Raw genomic sequence first — 17,059 nt, 5'->3', positions numbered from 1 at the left:
AAATCTTCCCAGTCGGATCAGTTTAGTGCATTGAGTGGGCCGCGCAATGCGAGGTGCGGCACAGGCGCTGTGCATCAAACGCGGACAGGATTGGGGCGCGGACAGGATGAAGACGGGGATGACCATGGCGCGCGCCATCATGCTGCAGGGCACGGGTTCGGATGTGGGCAAGTCGGTGCTGGTGGCCGGGCTCTGCCGGATGGCGAAGCGGCGGGGTTTCGATGTGCGCCCGTTCAAGCCGCAGAACATGTCGAACAATGCCGCGATTGCCGCGATGCCGGGCGGTGGCGACGAGATGGGCGAGATCGGCCGGGCGCAATGGCTGCAGGCGTTGGCCTGCGGGGTCGCGCCGAGCGTGGACATGAACCCCGTTCTGATCAAGCCGGAGAGCGACATGGGCGCGCAGCTCGTGGTGCAGGGCCGCTCGCGCGGCTCGGCGCGAGCGCGCGACTATCAGCGCAGCAAGGGCGCGCTGATCGGGCCGGTGCTCGAATCGTTCGAGCGGCTGCGCAAAGAAGCCGATCTGGTGATCGTCGAAGGGGCAGGCTCGCCCGCCGAGATCAATCTGCGCGCCCGTGACATCGCCAATATGGGGTTTGCCACGCAGGCGGACGTGCCAGTGGTGCTGGTCGGCGATATCGACCGGGGCGGGGTGATCGCCGCACTCGCGGGCACGCATCTGATCCTGAGCGAGGAAGACCGGCGCATGATCGTCGGCTACATCGTGAACAAGTTTCGCGGTGACCTCTCGCTGTTCGATGACGGGATTGCCGCGATTGGCCGGTTCACCGGCTGGCCCTCCTTCGGGGTGGTGCCGTGGCTGGCCGACGCAAGCCGCCTGCCGCCGGAGGATTCCGTCACGCTGGCGCGACGGGCGAGCCATTTGCCGGCGAAGCTCAAGGTTGCCGTGCCGATGCTCTCACGCATCGCCAATTTCGACGATCTCGATCCGCTGTCGGCGGAGCCGGAGGTGGAGGTGGTGTTCGTGCCGCCGGGGGAGCGTCTGCCGCGCGATGCGGGGTTGATCGTTCTGCCGGGGTCGAAATCGACCATCGGCGATCTGGCGTTTCTGCGCCGGCAGGGCTGGGATGAGGATCTGAAAGCGCATCACGCGCGCGGCGGGCGCATTGTCGGCCTGTGCGGGGGCTATCAGATGCTTGGCCGCAGCGTCGATGATCCGGAAGGGTTCGAGGGCGAGGCCGGGCGCTTCGAGGGGCTGGGGCTGCTCGATGTGGAGACGGTGATGCAGCCGCAAAAGGCGCTGCGCGAGGTGGAGGCGCTCTCTCCGCGCCACGGCGTGGCCCTGTCCGGCTATGAGATCCATATCGGCCGGACCGAAGGGGCGGATTGCGCCCGCCCGGTGGCCATGATCGGCGACCGCCCGGACGGTGCGACATCCAGCGATGGCCTTGTCACGGGCACCTATCTGCACGGTCTGTTCGGCTCCGACGCGTTTCGGGCGCGATTCCTCAGGGAATTTGGCATCGAGACGGGGGGAACGAATTATCGCGCGCAGGTCGAGCAGGCGCTGGATAACATCGCCATGCAACTTGAAGAGCATCTGGACTGCGACGCGCTGCTTGCTGCCGCCCGCTAGGGTCCTGACCCTGAACGCACCCCGATTACGCTATCATACACTGCTCTTCAGGCCGGTGGCTCCTGATGTCTTTCCCTATACGCCTTTCAAAAGCGAGCCGCCGACCATCAGAAGATAGGCCAGCGTCATGATCCAGAAGGCGGGGATCGGCACGAAGGTCAGGAGATTGAACGCTGCGACGACCCCGATGATCGCGATGACCAGGCTGAGCAGAAAGACGACTTTTGTGGGTGCGTTGAGTGTCATGGGAATCCCCGATGGTGATGATAGCGGGGATCAGGTTAGGGCCGGATCGGGCTTATAGGCCAATAGACCGCAGCAGCGGGTTCTCGGGATCCATCAGGAGACGAACCGCAAGCGCCAGACAGGTGATCACCAGAAGCGGCTTGATGACGCGAGAACCCTTCTTCATGGCGAAGGCTGCACCGATGCGCGCGCCGGCGATCTGCGCCAGTCCCATCATCAGCCCGACCTTCCACGCGATGGCGCCGACCATGGCGAAGGCTGCGAAGCCACCGACATTGGACGCGAAGTTCAGAAACTTGGTGTGCGCTGTGGCCTTGAGCAGGCCCTGACCGGCGAGGCCCACAAAGGCGAGCATGAAGAAGGAGCCCGTGCCGGGGCCGAATGCGCCGTCGTAGAAGCCGAGAAAAGGCGCGACGGTTAAGCCGAAAACGAAGGGCGTGATGCGCTGCGCGCGGTCGATGTCGTTCAAATTGGGTTTAAACGCGAAATAAAGCGCGACCGCGATCAGGAGCACGGGAAGCATGCCGCGCAGGAGATCGGCCGGCAGGATCGTTGCCACCAGCGCGCCGGCTATCGAGGCCAGAAACGAGAAGATCGCGGGCCATATCTGGTCGGAAATGCGCACATGCCCCGCCTTGGCATAGGCGTATGCTGCGGCTCCGCTGCCGAACATGCCCTGCAGCTTGTTGGTGCCGAGTGCAAGCACCGGTGGAAAGCCGGCCAGAAGCAGGGTGGGTATGGTGACGAGACCGCCGCCACCGGCGATTGCATCCATAAAGCCGGCAAAAAAGGCTGCCAGGGTCAGAAGGAGGAGAATCTCGAGACTTGCTTCAAACATGTTCACGGAGTAGCCAGCGATAAGGATGGCTTCTTGCATCACAACCGGATGCGCTCCGCAAGGCGGTTTCGGCAGTTGTACAGGAAGCTTTGCGCTGTGGCGCAATCAATGAAGGAACGGCCTTGACGACGATGCGTGTCGACCCTCACCGGAAGTGTTGTGTTTGAGCACTTTCGTGGCGGTTGCGTTATGGCGCGATGCCCGGCCCGGTGATCCAGTTGGGCAGTGGCACCGTATTGTGGTCAGGAACAGAGAGACCGGGAGCAAGCCATGTTTACTTCGCCAGATTCCGGGCCAGATGCCGGGCCAGAGTCCGGGCCAAACTCCGGCTCAGGGGCGGAGGGCCATGAGATGTCAGCCGCTTTGAACGCCATGGCCGGCGACGTGCTGCTGCTCTTACGGCTGGCACTGACCGACGAGCCGCTGGGGGAGCGTGAGAAGACGCTCCTTGGCCGCGTCGCCGCTGGCGCGCTTGCTTTATCCGAAGACGAGATTGCAGAGCTTGTCGCCGCGCTTTCGGCGCTGGCGACGGAGGCCGAAGTGATGCAGGCGCGCGCGAACCTGCGCCAGACCAGCCACGAGCGGCGGCTGATCCTTGCCGAGACACTGTTTGATCTGGCCGCGCGCGACGCGGAGCTTGGTCCCCGCGCTGACCGGCTGACGGCGCGGGTGTGCGATGTACTGGGGCTCGGCGCAGATGAAGTGGCGCATCTGTCGGGCTAGAGCGCGGCTCCGAGGCTCAACGGCATCCCTCCAGCCAGACGTCCCCATTGTCCAGCGGGCTGCACGATCCTGAAACAAGACGTGCGATGCGCTCTACGCGTTCGGCAAGGGCCGGATCGTCCGTGCCAAGCCGGTATTTTGCAGGCGCAATCAGAACGGCCACGAGGCTCAGGAACTCGGTTTCCTGAAGGTCTGTGGGCGCTTTGCCGAAAACTTTTTCGCTTGCACGGTGAAAGCCGGTGACCCAGCCATCGGGACCTTTGCCCATCTCCAGCGTGTCGAGCCAGAGCGCGAGGATCTGCTCTTTGGTGAGTTCGCTTTCCAGCCCAAGGGCATAGCCGGTCTGGCGGATTTTTCCGATGCCGGGTTTGAACGCCTCAAAAGCCAGGCGTTTGGCGGCTGACTGGGTGATGGTCGTGACGCCTGCGCCGGGGGTGATCATGTCGACACCGGAATGGCCCTGGAAGTTTGGATCCTGCACCTGCAGCAACTGCTGCAACCGGGCGTCTCCAAGCGACTGCCCGCCGCGGTTCTCGGCGATGAGCGCATCTGCCCGCAGTTTCAGGGCATCGGCATCCTTGATTGCATCGAGATAGCCCCATCCCCCATAGGCAAGCGCGGCGGCGAAAATGGCAAGGATGAGGGTAGAGGCTGTTTTCAGAATCTTTTTCATTCAAACCGGATGCGGTTTCGGATCGGTCAAAATGTGGCCGGCAGAGAGAATCCTCTGATGTTTGATGATGTGACGCCAGACCGGGGCGGGCGCTTGCGCAATGCCGTCGGTCTGGCGTTATGACCGGGCTCAGGCCTTCTCCCGGGCGAGCCGTGCCGCGATGGCGCGTTCCAGATCGGGCGCGGCGGCGACGAGCGCCTTTGCCGCTTCCGATTCCGGGTTTTCCAGAACGGCGGCGGTGGGGCCGCTTTCCACGATGCGCCCGTCATGCATGACCATGACTTCGTCTGTGATGGCGCGCGCCACCGTCAGATCATGGGTGATGAAGAGATAGGTGAGATCGAGCCGCTGGTTCAGATCGGCGAACAGGTCGAGGATCTGCGCGCGGATCGACACGTCAAGAGCGGAGACAGGCTCGTCGGCCACGATCAGCTTCGGACGGGTGATGATGGCGCGGGCAATGGATACGCGCTGGCGCTGGCCACCGGAAAACTCATGCGGGTATTTCTGCATGTCGCTGGCCTTGAGGCCGACGGATTCGAGCGCTTCGGCGACACGCTCGCGGCGTTCGGTGACGGACGGTTTCGTGTCGAGCAGATGCAGGGGCTCGGCCACCAGCCGCTCCACCTGATGGCGCGGATTGAACGAGCCATAGGGGTCCTGAAAGACCACCTGCATGTTGCGCCGGGCGTGGCGCAGTTCATGTTCGCTCTTGCCGCCAAGCGCTTCGCCGTCGAGGCGGATTTCGCCGGATGTGGGACGATCGAGCGCAAGGATCATGCGGGCAAGCGTCGACTTTCCGCACCCTGAACGTCCCACCAGCGCAACCGCATGGCCGGGAACCAGCGAAAAACTGACATTGTCGACGGCGCGGAAGGGTTCCGGCTTGGAGAAAAGCCCCTTGCGGCGACCGGGATAGTCGCGCGTGACGCTGGAGACGCTGAGGAGGGGCGTCTGCTCCTCCTTCCCGGCCTCTTCCTGCGGGCGGGCGCGGGCCGGCACATGGGTGGAGGCCTCGGCGAGCTGGCGGGTGTAGGGGTGTTTCTGCTCGCGCAGAACGGTGGCCGTGGGGCCGCTTTCCATCACCACGCCATGGCGCATGACGGTCACACGGTCGGCCATGTCGGCGACGACGGCCAGATCGTGCGAGATGAGCATGAGGCCCATGCGGTTTTCTTCCACCAGGTCGCGCAGCAGATCGAGGATCTGCGCCTGAAGCACGACATCGAGCGCGGTGGTGGGCTCGTCGGCGATCAGGAGCTTGGGCTTGAGCGCGCAGGCGATGGCGATGACGACGCGCTGGCGCTGGCCGCCGGAAAGCTCGTGAGGAAAGCGCGAGAGCGGAAACTTGCTCTCGGGCAGGCCGACACGGTCGAGAATGGCGCGGGCGCGCGCTTCGGCGTCCGGACGGTTGGCGCCGGTGTGCCAGCGAATGCCCTCGGCCACCTGTTCGCCGATGGTCTTGACCGGGTTGAGCGCGGTCATGGGCTCCTGAAAGACCATGCCGAGATCATCGCCGCGAAGGCGGCACATGGCCTCTTCGGGGGCGGCGAGAATGTCGATCCCGTCAAAGGTGACGCGGCCTTGAGCGCGGGTGAGCTCCGGCAGGAGCTGCATCACGGTGAGGGCGCTCATGGATTTGCCGGAACCGGATTCGCCGACGACGCCGAGCACTTCGCCGGGAGCGATCTGAAGGTCGACATCCTTCAGAACCGGGTGGCCGGCGATGGAAAGGGACAGGTTTTCTATTTCAAGCAGGCTCATCGCTCGCGCCTCAGCCTTGGGTCGAGAAGGTCGCGCAGGCCGTCGCCGAGCAGGTTGAGACCGAGCACGGTGATGACGATGGCGAGGCCGGGGAAGATGGCCAGATGGGGGGCGATCATCATGCGGGTCTGCGCCTCGAACAGCATGCGCCCCCAGGAGGGCATGGGCGGTTGCGTGCCAAGCCCCAGATAGGACAGGCCCGCCTCGGCCAGAATGCCAAGCGCAAACTGGATGGTGCCCTGAACGAGGAGCAGCGCGACGATGTTGGGCAGGATGTGCTCGATGGTGATGAGCACCCTGTTCTTGCCGGCGGCGCGGGCTGCCAGAATGAACTCGCGCGGCCAGATGGAGAGCGCGCCGGCGCGCGCCACGCGGGCAAAGACCGGAACGTTGAAAATGCCGATGGCGATGATGGCGTTGATCGCGCCGGGGCCGAAAATGGCGGTGATCATGATGGCCGAGAGAAGGGCCGGGAAGGCGAAGACCAGATCGTTGAAGCGCATCAGGACTTCATCGACCACGCCGCCACGCGCGGCTGCCCAGCAGCCGAGCGGCACGCCGACGCCCATGCCGATGCCAACGGCGACAATGGCCACGGCGATGGAGTTGCGCGCGCCGATCATGATCATGGAAAGGATGTCGCGGCCAAGGTGGTCGGTGCCCAGCGGATGCGCCCATGACAGGCCCTGCATGCGGTCGGAGACCACCAGATGGGTAATGTCGTAGGGCGTCCAGACAAAGGACAGGAGCGCCATTCCGGTGATGATCAGCGTTATGAAAAGGCCGATCATGAAGGAACGGTTGGCGAGCGCCATTTGCAGGAAATGGTTCTGCGGCGGTGCGGGGGGCATGCTTGCGTCCTGGCTCATCGGCGTGTCCTCAGGCGCGGATCGACGATGGCGTAGCCGATATCGACGAGAATGTTGACGATGATCACCGTGGCGACGAGCAGCATCACCACGCCTTCAACGACGATGAGATCGCGTTGGGTGATGGCCTGAAAAACGAGACGGCCAAGACCCGGCAGGTAGAACACGTTCTCGATGATGATGGTGCCGGCGAGCAGGAAGGCGAATTGCAGGCCGAGAATGGTGAGCACCGGGATCAGCGCATTGCGCAGCGCGTGGTGCCACAGAACGATGCGGCGCGGCATGCCCTTGGCGCGGGCGGTGCGGATGTAATCCTCGCCCAGCACTTCGAGCATGGCCGAACGGGTGACGCGGGCAAGGATGGCCGCCTGCGGCAGCGCCAGCGCGATGGCCGGCAGGATGAGTGCCTTGAGACCGGCCCAGATGCCCGCATCCCAGCCGGGAAAGCCGCCGGCGGGCACAAGGCGGAGCCAGACGGCGAACAGGTAGATCAGGAGCAGCGCGAACCAGAAATTGGGGATGGCGACACCCACCTGCGCCGCCCCCATGGTGATGGTGTCGGCGGGCTTGCCGCGGCGGGCGGCAGCGAAAATGCCGACGGGCAGCGCGATGACGGTGGACAGGAATAACGAGATGAGAGCGAGCGGCAGGGAGACCATGACGCGCTCGCCGATCAGCTCCAGAACCGGCGAGGAATAGGTGTAGGACGTGCCGAAATCACCGACGGCGAGACCCGACACCCAGTCGAGATAGCGCAGGAAAACCGGCTGGTTGAGGCCCATCTGCTCGCGCAGGGCGGCGAGCGTGTCGGGCTCGGCGTTCATGCCGAGCATCAAGAGGGCCGGGTCGCCGGGAATGATTTCCAGGACGGAGAACACCACGGCGGACGCCACGAGCAGCGTGGCGAGGCCAATGGCAATGCGCTTGAGAAGATAGACGAGCATGAGTCCGGGGTCAGAACCTATCCATATGATTGCAGCCCGCCCGCCGCCCGCTCACGCGGACGGCAGGGCGGTTCATGAAGGTTCAGTCAGCCCACTTCACGTCGGTCAGGTCGTTTGCCTGAATGGGAGAGTTCTCCCACATGCCTTCGAGCTTGGCGTCCCAGACACCGATCTTGGGAAGCTGGAACAGGAAGCCGTTCACCGCATCTTCGGCGATGATCTTCTGCGCGGTCTTGTACAGCTCGACACGCCGTGCCGGATCGGCGGTGGCTTCGAGCGTGTTCATGACCTCCTTGAAGGCCGGATTGTTGTAATCGAAGTAATAGTCGTCACGGGCGTAAATGTTGATGTCGTTCGGCTCCGTGTGGGAGATGATGGTCAGGTCGTAGTCCTTGTTCTTGAAGACCTGTTCCAGCCACTGGGCCCACTCGACGGGGATGATTTCCAGATCGATGCCGACCTGGCGAAGCTGCGAAGCGACGATCTGGCCGCCATCGCGCGCATAGGCCGGCGGCGGCAGTTTCAGCGTTGCCTTGAAGCCAGCCGGGTAGCCCGCTTCGGCAAGCAGTTCCTTCGCCTTTGCCGGATCGTAGGCGTAGGTTTCGGTCAGATCGACATAGGCCTCGTTGGCCGGCGAGAAATGCGAACCGATGGGCGTGCCATAGCCGGAGCCATTGCCGGCGATGATGTCTTCGCGGTTGAGGGCGTGGGCGATGGCCTGACGCACGCGAATGTCGTTGAAGGGCTCTTTGCCGTTGTTGGTCGACAGGATGGTCTCGCCCTCGGTGGCGCCGATGGCGACGACGAAACGCGGATCGCTCTCGATCTGGATGAGCGCATCGCCGGCGGGCATCTGCGGGAATGCCTGCACATCGCCCGATAAGAGGGCGGGAATGGCGGCTGCGGCATCCGGAACGACGCGGAACTCGGCTTTCTCCAGCGCGACGGGCTCGCCCCAGTAATCCGGGTTTTTGACGAGGGTGATGGAAGAGCCCTTGGCCCAGTTGCCGAACTTGAACGGGCCGGTGCCGACCGGCTTCTCCTTGTTCCCGTCAGCCGTTTCGGGCGCGACCATGACGGCGTCGCCCCAGCCCAGATTGTAGAGGAATGAGCCCTGCGGGGATTTCAGCGTGACCTTGACGGTGGCCGGGTCCACCACCTCGACCGTGTCGATGGCGGCGAAAAGCTGCTTCTGCGCATTGGTCGAATCGTCGGCGCGTGCACGGTCGAGCGTGAACTTGACGTCCTCGGCGTCGAACGCGGTGCCGTCATGGAAGGTGACGCCCGAACGCAGGTTGAACGTGTAGACCTTGCCGTCGTCGGAAACGGTCCAGCTTTCGGCCAGTGCGGGAAGCACTTCGCCATTGCGGCCGATGCGGGTCAGACCCTGAAAGAGATTGGCGTAGAGGATTTCGTCAATGGCGGCAGCAGCGCTGGCGGTCGGGTCGAGATGCGGCGGTTCAAGAACCACGCCGATGACGAGGTCGGTGCGTGCTGCAAATGCAGCGGTGCCCGCTGCCAATAACAGCGCGGCTCCGCCAATGATGGACTTGATGGTTTTCATGTGTCTCTCCCGCAGGGCCGTGTCATTTTTATGGATTGAAGCGCGATTCAGGGCACGTGTAAATCGCGTGTTTTGGAAGGGGTTATTTCGGCGGTGTGACACCGCGCAAAAGCACGTCAAGGCTCATGGCCATGACGGTGGCCGACTGCACCATGTCCTCGATGCCGACCCACTCGTCCGGCTGGTGCGCCAGATCGAGAATGCCGGGGCCATAGGCAACGCAGTCATGCAGATGGCCGATGCGCGAAATGTGCTTCTGGTCATAGGTGCCGGGCGAAATGACATATTCCGGCTCCTTGCCGAACACTTCGCGAATGCCGGCGGCGATGGCGCTGGGTACGGGCGCGTCTTCCTCGGTCATCAGCGGCAGCACTTCCATCAGGTCGCGCATGGAATAGTCGAATTTCGGCCGTTCCTGCTTCAGGCGTTCGAGGATCGAGACGACTTCGCCCTTCACCTCGGAAATGTCCTCCTCGATGAGGAAGCGGCGGTCGAGCACCATGCGGCACGAATCGGCGACATTGGGTGAGGGCAGGCCGGGGAAGAAATCCTCCGTCTGGCCGCCATGGACCGAATTGATGTTGAGGGTCGAACGGCGCGCGCCCTCCGGCACGACGGGCATGCGGGTCTGCTTGGCGTCGAGTGCGGGGAAAAGCTCCTCCTCGAAGGCGTGAAGCAGGGCGCCCATGTGGCGGATGGCCGAATCGCCGAGGAACGGCATTGCCCCATGGGCGATTGCGCCGTGGGTTTCGATCTCCGCCCACCAGACGCCGCGATGGCCCAGGCAGATGCGGTCCTTGTTGAGCGGCTCGGGAATGATCACGTGATCGACGCGGGGCTTGGAGAAGAAGCCTTCGCGGGCCAGATAGGCAACGCCGCCAAAACCGCCGGACTCTTCGTCAGCCGTGCCGGAAATCTCGATGGCGCCGGGGAAATCCGGATAGATTTCCAGAAAGGCTTCTGCGGCGATGATGGAAGCGGCAAGGCCGCCCTTCATGTCACATGCGCCGCGACCGAACACCTTGCCGTCGCGAACCACGCCCGCATAGGGATCAAGCGTCCAGCCTTCGCCGGCTTCCACCACGTCGATATGGGAATTGAAATGCACGGTCGCACCGGGGCTGCGGCCCTCGCGGCGGGCGACCACATTGGTGCGCGGATAACGGTCGGAATCACCCGGCGCGCCGACGCCCCGGATGAACTGGGTGGCAAATCCCTTCGCCTTGAGACGGCGTGCGATGTACTCGCAGCAGGGCGTGTAGGCGTCTCCCGGCGGGTTGACCGTCGGGAAGCGGATCAGATCGATGGTGAGGGCGACGAGTTCTTCCGTCCTGCGTCGTACGGCTAAGGCAAGCTGTTCATTCATGCGAGCAATAGAGCGATACGAAAGCGGCTTGGCAAGATGCTTCGCACGCGATTGTGAAGCCCCGGAACTTGCACGTTACGCGGGCGTGTAGTTCAATTTTAATCGGGAAGTTTGGGGTTTCGTTATGTTTTGAAGCTAAGCTTCTCAAGACTACGGGTAGAAACTTCACACATGTAGCGGGGGGCGCTCATGAAACGATTTTTCTTTGCTGTAGCCATTGCAGGCATGATTCTTTCTGGCGGCGTGGACCAAAGCTTCGCTGCAAGCCTGGTGGCTAAGGTCAGTGTATCCAAGCAGACCATGACGGTGATGCATCGCGGACGTGTCCTGCATCGCTGGCGTGTTTCCACGGCGCGGCGCGGTTATGTGACCCCGCGCGGTCAGTGGAGACCAAAGCGCATGCACAAGATGTGGCATTCGCGCAAATACAACATGTCGCCCATGCCCTATTCGATCTTCTATTATGGCGGTTATGCCATCCACGGCACCAATGCCGTCTCCAGGCTGGGAAGTCCGGCCTCGCATGGCTGTGTGCGGTTGCACACAACAAATGCGAAGCGGCTCTACGCGCTGGTGAAGAAGATCGGACCGGGCAACACGCGAATCGTCGTGACGGACTGACGGGGATTACGGGGCTGACGGGGATGACGGGGAAGCGCAGGCGCGCTTCCGCTACATCTGCCAGCGTTTGTGGAACCACATCCACTGGCCGGGGTCTTCGCGCACCCAGCGTTCGACCACGTCGTTGAGCATCTGGGCGCTGGCCTCGATGTCGATGACGCCGTCGGCGTTGCGGGGCAGGGCGACCTTGTCTTCCACGATCAGGCGGTAGCGGCCGCCGGGCAGACGCTTGCAGCGCGCCGGGTAGACATCGCACTCATACTGCCGCGCGAGCTTTGCGAGCAGCGGATTGGTGCGGCATTCACGGCCGAAGAAGCGGGTCTTCACCCCCTTGCGGAATTTCTGATCGACCAGAACGCCGATATTGCCGCCATCATCGAGAACGCGGGCAAGCTGGAGGGCCGCACCGGCCTGAGAGGGCACGAGCCCGCCCATGGCGCTGCGCCGGGTCTCGAGAATGTAGTCGGCGACAAACGGGTTGTTTGGCGGACGAAAGAGCGAGGTGGTGGTCAGATCGAAGCGGGCTGCGGCAATGGGCAGGAACTCGAAATTGCCCATATGGCCGGTGAAGAAGATGTGCGGGACACCCTTTTCCTCGCGCAGCCGCTTGAAGATCTCCACGCCTTCCACTTCGACGCGGCCGGGCGTCTCGGCTTCCGGGTCGAAATCGAACAGCTTGTCGAGAAACACGTATTCGACGGCGAGCCGCGCCATGTTGCCCCACATGTCGCGGGCAATGGTTTCGATCTCGGCGTCGCTCTTTTCGGGATAGGCCTGACGCAGATTGTCGACAGCGAGGCGATGCCGTCCGACCTTCGGGCCGAATGTGCGCGCGACCCGGTCTGCCAGATTGAGCGCCTTTTCAGGCGGCAGGCGGCGCAGCAGCGCCAGAACGCCGATCACCAGTTTGGCGGTCAGCCAGTATTCCAGCGTCTTCAGACGCCTGCCGAGAAGGAAAAGAAAGCGCTTCATGCTGGATGGATCAGTCGACGCGCAGGATGATCTTGCCGAACACGTCGCGGCCTTCCATGCGGGCAAGCGCCTTGTCGATGTCGTCGAAGCTCACTTCGGTGTCGATGACCGGCGAAGCCAGCCCGCGCGCCATCTTCTGCATGGCGTCGGCCATGTTTTCCATGCGGCAGCCGAAGGAACCGAAGATCTTGAGCTGCTGCTGGAAGAGCTGCATCAGGTTCATGTTGGTGGAGACGCCGGAGGTGGAGCCGCAGGTGACGAGACGGCCGCCGCGCTTCATGCACAGAAGCGAGCCTGCCCAGGTGTCTGCGCCCACATGCTCGAACACCACGTCGACGCCGCGCTTCTTCGTGATCTTGCGCACCACGCCCTCGAAACGGTCTTCGCGGTAGTTGATGACGTGATCCGCGCCGAGTGCGCGGGCTTTCTCCATCTTGTCGTCGGAGCCGACCGTGGTGATGACGGTGCAGCCCATGCTTTTGGCAAGCTGGATGGCGGCGGTGCCGATGCCGGAGCCGCCGGCCTGGACGAGGATCGTCTCGCCGGGCTCAAGCTTCGCATTGTCGAACAGCATGTGCTCGACCGTGCCGAAGGTGACGGGTGCGACGGCTGCGCCGATCTCGTCGACGCCGGGCGGCGCGGGGACGAGGAGGCGGGCCGGCAGGTTGATCTTTTCCTGCGCAAAACCATCGAGATGGAAGCCATGAACGCCGGAGACGTGCTCACACAGATTGTCACGGCCTTCGCGGCAGGGGCGGCAGAGGCCGCAGGTGCGCGCGCCGTAGATGGAGACGAGCTGGCCGGGGAGCAGGTTGCTCACGCCGGGGCCGACCGTCTCGACCACGCCGGAGGCTTCCGCACCGACCACGAGCGGCATCTTGCGCTTGGCGAACGCCATGCCGCGCCAGCCCCAGACATCGATGTGGTTGAGCGCGACGGCGCGGATCTTCAGCGTCACTTCTCCCTGTCCGGGAGCGGGGGGCGGCGCAAGATCGACGGTTTCAAGCTTGCGGTCGGCGACGAGTTGAAGTGCGCGCATCATGTCTTCCGATGTTCAGGCTGGTGGTCTGTTTCCGGCATTTGCGTTCGATCCGTTTCGGGGATGAGCGCCAAGGCTGGAAAAAGGAAGGCCACCGGCAAGTTTGCGTTTCCGGCGGAACGATCAAATTCGGCGTTCGTGGAGCGCGACACACCGCGCAGGCACCGAACGCCAAACGCATTCCACCGGTCTGAACCGGTCGATTAGACCGGTTCCCTGGCCATGACAAGGCAGGTGTTCTGTCCGCCGAAGCCGAACGAGTTGGAAAGCACGGTCGAAACCTGCGCCTCGCGCTTCACATTCGGCACGACGTCGAGCTCGATGGCCGGGTCGGGCGTGTCGTAATTGATGGTCGGCGGAATGACGCCTTCGCGCATGGTCATGAGCGAGAAGACGGCTTCCACGGCGCCGGCGGCCGAGAGGGTGTGGCCGATCATCGACTTGTTGGACGAGATGGGCAGCGTCTTCATGCGCTCGCCGAAAACGGTCGACAGAGACATGTGCTCCATCTTGTCGTTTTCCTGCGTCGAGGTGCCGTGCGCATTGATGTATTCGATGTCTTCGGTCGACATGCCGGCGTCAGCGAGCGCGGCGCGGACGGCGCCAATGGCCGGCGAACCGTCCGGCTTGGACCGGGTGCGGTGGAAATCGTCGGCCTTTTCGCCGCAGCCGCTCATGATGCCGAGGATCTCGGCGCCACGGGCAAGGGCGCTTTCGAGCGATTCCAGAACCAGTGCGCCTGCGCCCTCGGCCAGAACAAAGCCGCTGCGGTCCTTGGAGAAGGGGCGCGATGCCTTTTCGGGATCGTCGTTCTGGGTGGTGAGCGCGGAAAGGAGCGAAAAGCGGATAAGCGCCTCGGCGGTTGCCGAACCGTCTGCGCCAATGGCGAGCGCGCGGTCGCATTCGCCGCGACGGATCGCTTCCGTGCCGAGCTGAATGGCGGTCGCGCCCGATGCGCAGGCCGTCGACAGGGTGATGGGCAGGCCGCGCGTGCCGTAACGTTCTGCAAGGCGGTCGGCGATGGTGCCGAATTGGCTTTCCTCGAAGAGTTCGGTGGCGTGCGCCTCGCGGGCAGCCTCGATCAGCGAGGTGTTGCCATTGTGCTCGCGGGCCTTGGCGTAGAGCGCCAGGCGGTGATGCCAGTCAAGCTCCACCGGGGGCGCGGCAAGGAACAGGGGGCCGCCGAAATCGGACGCGGGAAGGCCCGACTGTTCGATGGCTTCCGCCGCAACCAGATCGGCAAGCTCATGGGTGTGAACGCTTGCGCCACGGGTGCTGGACGACAGGAAATCGACCATGCCGGAAATGGTGGTGGCGAGATGGTCGATGGGAAAGCGCGTGATGGGATGGATGCCGGAACGGCCATTGATCAGCGCATCCCAGTTTTCCGCACGTCCCTGGCCGAGAGAGGTGACAACGCCCATGCCGGTGACGGCGATAACGGGTCTTCCAAAGCTGTCGGTCGTTTTCACGTGATCGCTTTCTCTAAATCTTCCGGCTCATAAACTTACGGGCCCGGGCCTTCCCGACTGTCGGGTCAGGCTTTGGTGATGAGCCCCATGCCCTCATAGCAGTGATAGCCGACGGCCGTTGCCAGAACGGCGTCGAGGCTGCCATCGAATGCGGCTTCGCGCTGATCGTCAAATGCAGGGTAGGCCTGTCCGTGGTGAACGGCGAGCGCTGCAAGCGCCACGGCGAAGGGGAACTGCGCCTCCTTCATGTGGCCGGTGAGCGAGGAGAAACCACGCAGCGCCATGTTCTCGCGGCTGCCAAAGGCTTCCAGCTCGGCAGCGGTTGCCTCATGCGCGCCCGATGCGCCCGAGAGCGCCATGAGCGGTGCGTCGGGCAGCTCGAGCCGGTCGATCATTTCGGAAACGCCTGCGGCAAGCGGCTCCGCCTTGCGGCGGCTGCGCCGGGAAACGACGGGGCCGATGGCGGCATAGGCCTTGCGGCCGCGCTTTTCGGCATGCTCGCGCGATTCCAGAACCAGGAAGGCCGCGCCGGAGCCGGTGACCACGCCGCCGCCTTCGCCATTGGCGCGCTGCCAGACCGGCGCCCAGTCACCACGGTGCAGAAAGCCGCCGAGCTCGTAGGCGAGCAGCATGTCGGAATGCTCGGTCTGGAAGGACGCGCCCACCAGAACGTGCGAGGACTGGCCGGAGCGGATGCGGGCCGCAGCCGTCTCAATGGCCGAAACGCCAGCGCCTTCCTCGCCCATGAAGGTGCGGGACGAGCCGGTCACCTTGTGGACGATGGAAATATTGCCGGCGGCCAGATTGGAAAGCTGCGCCAGGAACAGGGTCGGGCGCAGCTCGGTCGTGAGCTTTTCGTTGAGAAGCAGATCATGATCGCTGCGCTCGAGCGATGCGGCGAGAATGCCCTCATCCACGGTCTCGTCGCGCTCGCCGCCACCGGCGGCCACCACCATATCCATGGAGGCGCAGAGCGCCTCGTCACCCTTCATATCGGCGTCATCGAGCGCCAGACCGGCTGCATAGGTGCCCAGGCGCTGCCAGGTCTCCATCTGCCGCTGATCGCCGCGGCGCGGGATCTGCTGACCCCAGTCGATCTCGGGAAGGGGGTGGATGGTGTAGGGCGCGAAGCGCTCCTTATCGAGCACGGGAGCCGGCGTGCCGGCTGTCAGTGCCTGCCAGTGGGCGTCCGCGCCCTCGCCAAGCGAGGAAACGATGCCCATACCGGTGATAACTACGTCGCGCGGGCTCATGCCTGCCTCTTCAACGATGCGGTGTCGGAAATGCGATCAGCCGGCCTTGGCGGCCACGAGGTCGTCGATCTTGGCGCACAGGTTCTTCATGACGAAATACTCTTCCGTCGAAACCTTGCCGTCATTGACTTCCTGGGTCCACTTCTCGAGCGGAACCTTGATGCCGAATTCCTTGTCGATTGCGAACACGATGTCGAGGAAGTCCAGGCTGTCGATGCCAAGGTCGTCGATCGTGTGGCTCTCGGGGGTGATTTTCTCGCGGTCGATCTCGCTGGTCTCAGCGATGATGTCAGCAACCTTGTCGAATGTCGTCACTTGGGGCCCTCAGGTCTGGGGAGATTCTTTTACAATTGGATGATCGGGGGTCTCTAATCGGTTTTTCGCGGCAGGAAAAGGGCTAAGGCTCCGGGCGATGCCGGTATCAGTTGAATTTGATCCTTGCCGAAGCGTGCAGATTGTCGCCTCCGCGTGACAAAATAATGGCCTCGCCCTCACGCGCCTGACCACCGATCAGCGCCTGTATGATCTCAAGATGGGTGATCATGATCAGGTTTCCGGATCCGGTGTATTCGTTGATTCGCTTCAGAATTTCAGCTTTCTGCTGTTCGAGCGCGGCATCGTCGGCCGGCAGGTCCAGAGCCTCGAAGATTTCGACCGGGCCTGCGCCGAAGGCCTGCGTGGCGGTGTCGCGAGCGCGGCAGTAGCGGCTGGTCAGCACCTTTTCGACCGGCGCGGCGCGTGCCTCGATCAGTGCGCCGATGCGGCGTGCCTGCAGGCGACCGCGCTCCGAGAGGTTGCGCTGCGTGCCACAGTTCTCGATGTCGAAATTGGCCGGATCGCCATTGCCCGGTGCGATGGCATGCCGCATCAGAACCACCTGACCGCCATTGCGCAACAGCGCCCAGCCGGCTTCCGTCGCCTGTGCTGGCAATACGCCGAGAAGAAGGGCGATGACGGCGAGCAATCGAAACATGTGGCAATCCTCAAAATATACTTCTTCTGAAGCATATAGGCATGTGGGGGCAGCTTGAAAGGTGCCTTGCCGTCGCTGCCCCGCCACGATCCCCGGCGCATGGGGCTGGGCGGCCGGGCGGCACGGAAGCGGGGAGGCGCGCCTG

At 63.5% G+C, this 17,059-nt stretch carries 17 protein-coding genes; 3 read left to right on the top strand and 14 right to left on the bottom strand.

Annotation, left to right across the window (positions count from 1 at the left end):
- Window positions 1-124 precede the first annotated feature (124 nt).
- Complete coding sequence (locus JYP46_RS06985; RefSeq protein ID WP_206547730.1) at window positions 125-1,597, top strand: cobyric acid synthase; 1,473 nt, start codon at window positions 125-127, stop codon at window positions 1,595-1,597.
- Window positions 1,598-1,672: 75 nt separating this feature from the next.
- On the opposite strand, the gene JYP46_RS06980 is transcribed toward JYP46_RS06985, so the two are convergent.
- Entirely contained in the window at window positions 1,673-1,843 is a 171-nt protein-coding gene (locus JYP46_RS06980) for a hypothetical protein (RefSeq protein ID WP_204360808.1), read from the bottom strand.
- 52 nt (window positions 1,844-1,895) lie between these two features.
- Entirely contained in the window at window positions 1,896-2,681 is a 786-nt protein-coding gene (locus JYP46_RS06975; protein ID WP_113156280.1) for a TSUP family transporter, read from the bottom strand.
- 351 nt (window positions 2,682-3,032) lie between these two features.
- Here JYP46_RS06975 and JYP46_RS06970 point away from each other — a divergent pair, with 351 nt between their 5' ends.
- The gene (locus JYP46_RS06970; protein ID WP_206547668.1) at window positions 3,033-3,404 is read left to right on the top strand and encodes a TerB family tellurite resistance protein; all 372 of its coding nucleotides are present in this window, start codon (window positions 3,033-3,035) and stop codon (window positions 3,402-3,404) included.
- A 16-nt stretch (window positions 3,405-3,420) separates the two neighbouring features.
- Here JYP46_RS06970 and JYP46_RS06965 read toward each other — a convergent pair whose 3' ends face one another.
- The 6 genes from JYP46_RS06965 to JYP46_RS06940 all read right to left on the bottom strand — a co-directional run bounded on the left by JYP46_RS06965 (window position 3,421) and on the right by JYP46_RS06940 (window position 10,584).
- Entirely contained in the window at window positions 3,421-4,077 is a 657-nt protein-coding gene (locus JYP46_RS06965; protein ID WP_206547667.1) for a transglycosylase domain-containing protein, read from the bottom strand.
- A gap of 129 nt (window positions 4,078-4,206) precedes the next feature.
- Window positions 4,207-5,841 carry an ABC transporter ATP-binding protein gene (locus JYP46_RS06960; protein WP_206547666.1) on the bottom strand — a complete coding sequence of 545 codons (1,635 nt, stop codon included), beginning with the start codon at window positions 5,839-5,841 and terminating at the stop codon, window positions 4,207-4,209.
- The gene (locus JYP46_RS06955; RefSeq protein WP_113155046.1) at window positions 5,838-6,710 is read right to left on the bottom strand and encodes an ABC transporter permease; all 873 of its coding nucleotides are present in this window, start codon (window positions 6,708-6,710) and stop codon (window positions 5,838-5,840) included. Before JYP46_RS06955 ends, JYP46_RS06960 begins: the two co-directional genes overlap by 4 nt.
- Window positions 6,707-7,654, bottom strand: a complete 948-nt coding sequence (locus tag JYP46_RS06950; RefSeq protein WP_113155047.1) for an ABC transporter permease — start codon at window positions 7,652-7,654, stop codon at window positions 6,707-6,709. The genes JYP46_RS06955 and JYP46_RS06950 overlap by 4 nt, the downstream gene beginning before the upstream one ends.
- Window positions 7,655-7,736: 82 nt before the next feature.
- Window positions 7,737-9,218: an ABC transporter substrate-binding protein gene (locus tag JYP46_RS06945; protein WP_206547665.1), complete on the bottom strand. Its 1,482-nt coding sequence runs from the start codon at window positions 9,216-9,218 to the stop codon at window positions 7,737-7,739.
- 82 nt (window positions 9,219-9,300) lie between these two features.
- Complete coding sequence (locus tag JYP46_RS06940; protein WP_113155049.1) at window positions 9,301-10,584, bottom strand: acetylornithine deacetylase/succinyl-diaminopimelate desuccinylase family protein; 1,284 nt, start codon at window positions 10,582-10,584, stop codon at window positions 9,301-9,303.
- Window positions 10,585-10,773: 189 nt separating this feature from the next.
- Here JYP46_RS06940 and JYP46_RS06935 point away from each other — a divergent pair, with 189 nt between their 5' ends.
- Window positions 10,774-11,205, top strand: coding sequence for a L,D-transpeptidase (locus JYP46_RS06935; RefSeq protein WP_113155050.1), 432 nt, complete (start codon window positions 10,774-10,776; stop codon window positions 11,203-11,205).
- Between the two features lie 51 nt (window positions 11,206-11,256).
- Here the strand turns inward: JYP46_RS06935 and JYP46_RS06930 are convergent, their stop codons facing one another.
- The 6 genes from JYP46_RS06930 to JYP46_RS06905 form a co-directional block, all read right to left on the bottom strand.
- On the bottom strand, window positions 11,257-12,177 hold the full coding sequence (locus tag JYP46_RS06930; protein ID WP_113155051.1) for a lipid A biosynthesis lauroyl acyltransferase: 921 nt from the start codon (window positions 12,175-12,177) through the stop codon (window positions 11,257-11,259).
- A gap of 10 nt (window positions 12,178-12,187) precedes the next feature.
- Window positions 12,188-13,216 carry a zinc-binding dehydrogenase gene (locus JYP46_RS06925; protein ID WP_113156281.1) on the bottom strand — a complete coding sequence of 343 codons (1,029 nt, stop codon included), beginning with the start codon at window positions 13,214-13,216 and terminating at the stop codon, window positions 12,188-12,190.
- 203 nt (window positions 13,217-13,419) lie between these two features.
- On the bottom strand, window positions 13,420-14,640 hold the full coding sequence (locus tag JYP46_RS06920) for a beta-ketoacyl-ACP synthase (protein WP_210344161.1): 1,221 nt from the start codon (window positions 14,638-14,640) through the stop codon (window positions 13,420-13,422).
- A gap of 113 nt (window positions 14,641-14,753) precedes the next feature.
- Window positions 14,754-15,941 carry a beta-ketoacyl-ACP synthase gene (locus tag JYP46_RS06915; RefSeq protein WP_206547664.1) on the bottom strand — a complete coding sequence of 396 codons (1,188 nt, stop codon included), beginning with the start codon at window positions 15,939-15,941 and terminating at the stop codon, window positions 14,754-14,756.
- Window positions 15,942-15,977: 36 nt separating this feature from the next.
- On the bottom strand, window positions 15,978-16,256 hold the full coding sequence (locus JYP46_RS06910) for an acyl carrier protein (protein ID WP_007009717.1): 279 nt from the start codon (window positions 16,254-16,256) through the stop codon (window positions 15,978-15,980).
- Window positions 16,257-16,362: 106 nt separating this feature from the next.
- Window positions 16,363-16,914, bottom strand: a complete 552-nt coding sequence (locus JYP46_RS06905; protein WP_206547663.1) for a histidine phosphatase family protein — start codon at window positions 16,912-16,914, stop codon at window positions 16,363-16,365.
- Between the last annotated feature and the right edge of the window lie 145 nt (window positions 16,915-17,059).

The sequence above is a fragment of the Nitratireductor aquimarinus genome, assembly GCF_017255295.1.
Lineage (GTDB): Bacteria > Pseudomonadota > Alphaproteobacteria > Rhizobiales > Rhizobiaceae > Nitratireductor > Nitratireductor aquimarinus.
This window is presented reverse-complemented; position numbering and strand designations above follow the sequence as displayed.